This is a genomic window from Calothrix rhizosoleniae SC01, assembly GCF_900185595.1.
Classification (GTDB): domain Bacteria; phylum Cyanobacteriota; class Cyanobacteriia; order Cyanobacteriales; family Nostocaceae; genus Calothrix_A; species Calothrix_A rhizosoleniae.
In genome coordinates, this window is the sequence record NZ_FYBH01000015.1 from 1 (window position 1) to 6,401 (window position 6,401).

General features: G+C 37.2%; 4 protein-coding genes. 3 read left to right on the forward strand and 1 reads right to left on the reverse strand.

What is annotated here, in order from left to right; translation table 11 throughout:
• The coding region (locus CALSC_RS00555) for a sulfite exporter TauE/SafE family protein (protein ID WP_407641865.1) at positions 1-769 on the forward strand (769 nt) is incomplete at its 5' end.
• A gap of 8 nt (positions 770-777) precedes the next feature.
• Here CALSC_RS00555 and CALSC_RS00560 read toward each other — a convergent pair.
• On the reverse strand, positions 778-2,079 hold the full coding sequence (locus tag CALSC_RS00560) for an efflux RND transporter periplasmic adaptor subunit (protein ID WP_088239493.1): 1,302 nt from the start codon (positions 2,077-2,079) through the stop codon (positions 778-780).
• Positions 2,080-3,130: 1,051 nt separating this feature from the next.
• Between CALSC_RS00560 and CALSC_RS00565 the strand changes: the two genes are divergently transcribed.
• Both CALSC_RS00565 and CALSC_RS00570 read left to right on the forward strand, forming a co-directional pair.
• The gene (locus CALSC_RS00565; RefSeq protein WP_088239494.1) at positions 3,131-5,242 is read left to right on the forward strand and encodes a calcium-binding protein; all 2,112 of its coding nucleotides are present in this window, start codon (positions 3,131-3,133) and stop codon (positions 5,240-5,242) included.
• A 470-nt stretch (positions 5,243-5,712) separates the two neighbouring features.
• A partial coding sequence (locus CALSC_RS00570; RefSeq protein ID WP_143288107.1) for a serine/threonine protein kinase occupies positions 5,713-6,401 on the forward strand: 689 nt, incomplete at its 3' end.

The following is a 6,401-nucleotide window of genomic DNA, read 5'->3' on the forward strand; positions in this document are numbered from 1 at the left end:
GGAAAATTGGCATTTTTTGGGATTTGGAGGTTTATTTTCCGGTATTCTGGCTGGATTTTTGGGTATTGGTGGCGGTACAGTGTTAGTACCTATGCAAATTGCATTAGGATATACACCCTTACAAGCAGTTGCCACTAGTAGTTTAGCGATTGTGATTACAGCTACTTCTGGTACTGTTCAAAATTGGCGCATGGGTTTTATTAATTTCCAGCGAGTGATATTGCTAGCACTACCAGCTTTATTTACAGCCCAAATAGGGGTGTATTTAGCAAGTATATTTTCATCCAAGGTATTACTTGTTACTTTTGGCTTTTTACTATTACTAAATATTTTGTTAGTAGCATGGCGCAAACGCTTAATCCTCAGAGAAACTGAGACGGAAAACCAACAACCAACTCTTCAGCCTCATATTGCTCGAATGCTGACTGGTGGAGGCGCAGGGGTACTAGCAGGTTTATTTGGTGTGGGTGGTGGCATTATTATGGTGCCACTACAAATGTTATTACTAAAAGAACCGATTAAAGTTGCGATTCAAACTAGTTTGGGTGTGATTGTCATTACAGCCATTTCTGCTAGTGTTGGTCATGCTCTACGTGGCAATATTTTATTAATACAGGGATTGATTCTTGGCTTGGGAGGATTATTAGGAGCCCAGGTTAGTACCCGTTTCCTACCCAAGTTACCAGATAAAATAGTTAGTATTGCTTTTCGTAGCCTCTTAGCTATTTTAGCAGTTTATATGTTTTGGCAAGCATGGCATATTCGATAAAACTAAATTTATCGAGGAATAATTCTGTCACCATCTCTTAAGTTAAGTAAACCTGATACTACTATTCTTTCCCCTGGTTGTAATCCTCCCAAAACCTGATAATTATTACCTTTTATATTTCCTAATTGAATGCGTCTTTGCCTAGCAATTAATCGTGATTTCTCTCCCATCACTTTTACTGTTTCCACAACATAAACAAAATTCTCTTCAGCAACGCTAAAAATTGCAGCAGTAGGAATCAAAACTCCAGGTCTTTGTTTAAAAATCAATCTAGCACGGACAAGTTGATTCGCATCGACCTTAGACTTACTATTTTTTAGTAGAGCCTTAACAATTATAAATTCAGAATCTTTTTTATCTTTGGTAATTAAATATACTCTAGTTTTACTTAATTTCTTACCTTGTGGATCTATTATTTCCACTGGCATCCCTTTACGTAACTGGGAACTCATTTTTTTGGGAACATTTATTTTAATTTCTAAAGGTTGATTTTGAGTAATTGTAGCTATTTGAGTAGAGGTATTAATCGTATCTCCGACTTTTATGGCAATATTAGTAATTGTGCCAGTTAAAGGAGCCGTAATTTTATAACGCTGAATATTATTTGGTTGTTGAGTCAATTGATAAGCCTGTTCTAAAGCTTTTTCTGCTTGTAATACTCTCACTTGTTGTGCTTGAATTTTGGCATCAATTGCCCCTAAACTCGTTTCCATTGCCACTAAATTATTGGCATACTTATCCCTTGTTTGTCGAGATACAGCACCTTGTGCGGCTAAAAGAGAATACCTTTGGTATTGTTGTTGATTTAATTGAGCATTAGCAAGTTGTGATGATCTTGCTGTCTCTAGATTATTGAGAACATCACGGGTACGATCTAAATCTTGCCGTGCTTGATAGTAGCGATCGATAATAGCTGTTGATTCTTCGCCTTGGGAGTTGACTTGTATAATTGCACTACCCGCCTGAATGAGATTGCCCAATTTGACAAATACATGGGTGACTTTACCTTGAATCTTGGGTTGGAGTGTAACTGAATTTAAAGGTTCCAACCGAGCAATATAATCAGAACTTTCCTCAATTGTACCGACTCCAACTGTTGATATTTTAACTCGCTTGGCTTTAATTGTATTGCTAGTCTGTGATGAAATTTGATGTTCTGGACTCATCAAAAGTCCTAAGGCTGCACCTCCACTAATTACTATGAGAACTGCAAAAAATAACCATAGCCATCCTTCCTGTTTATTAGTGGGTTCAAAGGATAGTTCTGGCAAATTTTGTTCAGAATCAGATTGAGACTCAGAAGACTTCATAGCTTACAGGAAAATTAAGACAAAATTAATCACAAAATTAGATAATTGGTAAAATTTGATATTGAAGCTAACAGTAGCTACGAATTAAACAAATCCACTATGCTTTTCAGATAAATCATTGTTATGAACAATATAAATCTACAAAACACTTAAGTTTCTGGCTTCCCATAGATAAGTCCTTAATTCGCAATAATGCCCAATCAGCAATTACTGATTACCTTCTTGAAATATACAGTTTGATCCTATTAGAACTAATCTAGCGTAAAATTCATCATAGAAATAAGCTTATATATACAATTTTGGAGTTAAATTAGTAATGTAAAAATATTTTTAAACAAATAATTTTATCTTTCAATTAAATTATAATTTACCACTCCGCGATCGCAAATTGCAAAACAACGGCACAAAGATATAGCACTATGCTTGAGCAATAGAACCTATATTTCCCATGTGGAAATGGAAATGCTGGTATTGTTGCTATATAATAACAGGATGTATATTTAGCTTCCCCAGTTTTACTTTTTATTGCATTGCCGTGTATCCACGGCAGAGAAATTTTTCAGAGTGATTAACATAAAACAATCAACAGTGTGCTTTTTGCTGCATCATTAAAAAAATATTTTTTTAATAAAGAAAAAAATAATTTTAGGTAAATTTCTGATGTTAGCACTAGATATTCAGTAAATTTAACCATATGATATTGAAGGTATTTTCAAAAAAAATGATACCTATTTCAAGCAATTAGGCAATATCATAGATTTCTGTAGGAACGCGGAATTACTTCGTTTCTACATCAATTAATTGATTGTAGTGCAATCATTTATTGAATTGAATTGGTATTAATTTGCTCACCAAGAGTAATTATAAGCATTGTCAGGGAAACTACTTCCATCATTATTTACGCATCTATTTGTAAGGAACAAAGATTTACATATATGAGGCTGTATTTAATTTGTGCGAAAAAACACTATCACCATCATCTATAGGCATTCAACTTGGATGTTGAAATTCCACTGAAACTTAACGATATATAATTACAGGAGAATACATAATGTCGAGCAATACAGGAGAAATAAAATTTTTATACCCTGTTAATTCAATAACAAGTTTAGACCCTCTATTTGCAGAGGCAACAGGAAGTGCTCAATTTTTCAGCTATAGTCAAAACTCCACAGAAGAAGGTTCAAGTTCCGCCCTGTTAGATGTTCTAGTCAACGGTGGTGTGGCTCAAGCAATCGCTGAGGCTGATGCTACTTTTATCAATGATCCAGCTTTTACCAATTTGTTCACTGAAAATACTGCCACAGGGGAAGATGGAGCTTTTCAAGCAAGTAGCACAAGTGAAACTCAAGTAGTTGCTCAGTTTAATGTTGCAGCAGGTCAAGTTTTCTCTTTTGAATTTACAGCATCTTTAGATCTATTAGCTAAAGAAATTGAAAATCCTGATACTGAATATTCCACGGCTAGTTCAAAAACGACTTTTATGGTGTTAGACATCTCAAATGGCGATGATAATCCCATATTAATAGATTATTTCGGTCTCACAGGTGATTTAATTTCTTCTGAGGGAACAGGTGAATTCCAGTCTAGTTCTAGTGGCAATGTTAGCTTTACAAGCTTTGGAGAGACTGATATTGATGGTGACAATGGCATAGACTCTGTAACTGCCTTAGCTATTTTTGGTACTTATGAACGTACTTTTAGTTATGATACCCAGCTAGTTATAGTACAAACGAATACTAGCTTGGTTGAACTGCGAGGAGATACTTTAATCAATAATCTGGGCGATGATGTCATTTATGGCACTATCTGGGATGATTACATTGAAGGTACTCACTACAACGATAAAATATACGCCAGTCTAGGACATGACACTGTCAAAGGCTATGATGGCGATGACATCATCGAAGGTGGTGCTGGTAATGACTGGCTCTATGGTGGCAATGGTAGAGACAGTATTCACGGTGGAAGTGGTGACGATTACATCGATGGTGGCTATGGATTAGATTACATTGATGGTGGTAGTGGCTATGATACTGTCTCCTATGCAGCCCGAAGCAATGATGTTTATCTAGACTTAGCACAAGGTATTGTCTCCTTTGCAACCTATTGGAGTAATAATAATGATGACGATGACGATGATGATGATGATAATTACATCAGTTCAAATACACAGGACACTGAAACTATACACAATATAGAGAAAGTCATTGGTTCTCAGGGAAATGACACTATCTATGGAGATGATGGTGACAATCATCTAGAGGGTTATCATGGTAGAGACTATATTAATGGTAGGGGTGGAAATGATTACATTGATGGTGGCTACGGCTATGATACCATTGATGGTGGTGATGGCTACGACACTGTCTCCTATGCTGCTCGCCACAATGACCTGCATTTAAACTTAGAAAAAGGTGTTGTTACTTTTTCAGGTTTTTCAGGTAAAGAAAAGATTTACAACATCGAGAAAGCCATTGGTTCTACAGGAAATGATACTCTCGAAGGAGACAAGCACGATAATCATTTAGATGGTTATCATGGTAACGATGATATTGAAGGTGGTCTTGGCAAAGATTATATTGAAGGTGGCAAGGGTCACGACACAATTTTAGGAGATGGCTACTATTGGGGTGTTTCTGGTAATGACACTATCGATGGTGGTAAAGGTCATGACTGGATTAAAGCTGGTGGTGGGTCAGATACTGTCAAAGGAGGCTATGATAACGATATCATCTATGGCGATTATGTTTATGAAGGTAGTCATTATGATGGTAATGATTACCTAATTGGGGGAGCTGGTCATGACACCATCATTGGTGGTGGTGGTGAGGATAGAATTATCGGAAGTGATTCCTACGCTGTTGGAGCACATGAGAAAGATGTTCTTATAGGTGGAAGTGACGCAGATATCTTTGTACTTGGAAATTCTCATCAGGCATATTATATTGCGGATGGAAAATATGACTTTGCTGAAGTTAAGGATTTCACAATTGGTGAGGATATTTTAGAACTCCACGGTTCTGTCGGCGAATATCATGTCGGTATTTCTTCTGGTGATGCTTACATATCCCATAGTACGAATGGAAAGAATGACCTGGTTGCTATCGTTTATGATGTATATTCTGGTTTCGACCTGAATCACAATGCTAACTTTGTATAAAGTTTACTTGACCCTGAAAGAGGGATACATATATCTGGAACATTCTGAATGAGGTAGGACTTACAATATTGTCAAAATTGGTGGTCGGTGCGTGACACTAGAAGCCCTAATTTACAAAGTATTTATCAAAGTGCCACACTCTCTATGCTTATAAATGTGCCATTTGTAAGTTCTATAAGGGTAGTGCTGGCACTTATTATGGCATTTTAGATTTTGGATTTTAGATTGTGAAAGATTTACTACATAAGCTTTTCTTTCTTTCCATCTGTCCCAATTATTTTTCTCTCTTGGTATTATCCCTCTCCTAAGAAACCTGGCGATTTCTTAGGAGCATCCCCACTGGCAGCGCACCACCCGCTACGAATGGAAGAAACGCATCGAATGGGCGCAACACTGTAAATACCCAATTGTCGATTACTAAAAACCTGGGTTATAACCAAAATTAAAGGTCAGCGCGAGGAGTGCGGTGGGTGACAGAAGAAATACTTCAGCAACGCTATGCAATTCAGCAACAATTGGGAAAAAAGGCAGGAAGACGTACTCTTCTGGCTCGTGACTTAGAAACTCAACAGTTAGTTATTGTAAAACTCTTGACCTTTAGTAGTGATTTTGCATGGGAAGACCTCAAACTGTTTCAACGGGAAGCAGAAACCCTAAAAGTACTAGAACATCCGGCAATTCCTCGTTACATAGATTACTTTGAACTAGATTCATCCCATAAAAGTTATGCCTTAGTTCAGAGTTATGTCAAAGGTAAATCCCTGGAAGAACATATGAACTTACAAGGTAAATTTACTGAAAGACAAATAAAAAATATTGCTCAAGATTTACTAAAGATACTCATTTTTCTCCACAAGCGACAACCACCAGTCATTCACCGCGATATTAAACCTAGTAATATTATTTTGGCAGACCGCCCTTATTTAGTGGATTTTGGCTCTGTTCAAACCTTAGCCAGCAGAGCCGGAAAAACGATTACTGTGGTAGGTACTTATGGCTACATGCCCCCAGAACAATTTGGTGGTTATGCTAGTCCCGCCGCCGATCTCTACAGCCTGGGAGCTACCCTGATTGCCTTCGCTGCTGGTATTCATCCAGCAGATATGCCCCAACAAGATATGGCGATCGCATTTAAAGATCATGTTGACTTAAGCCCATC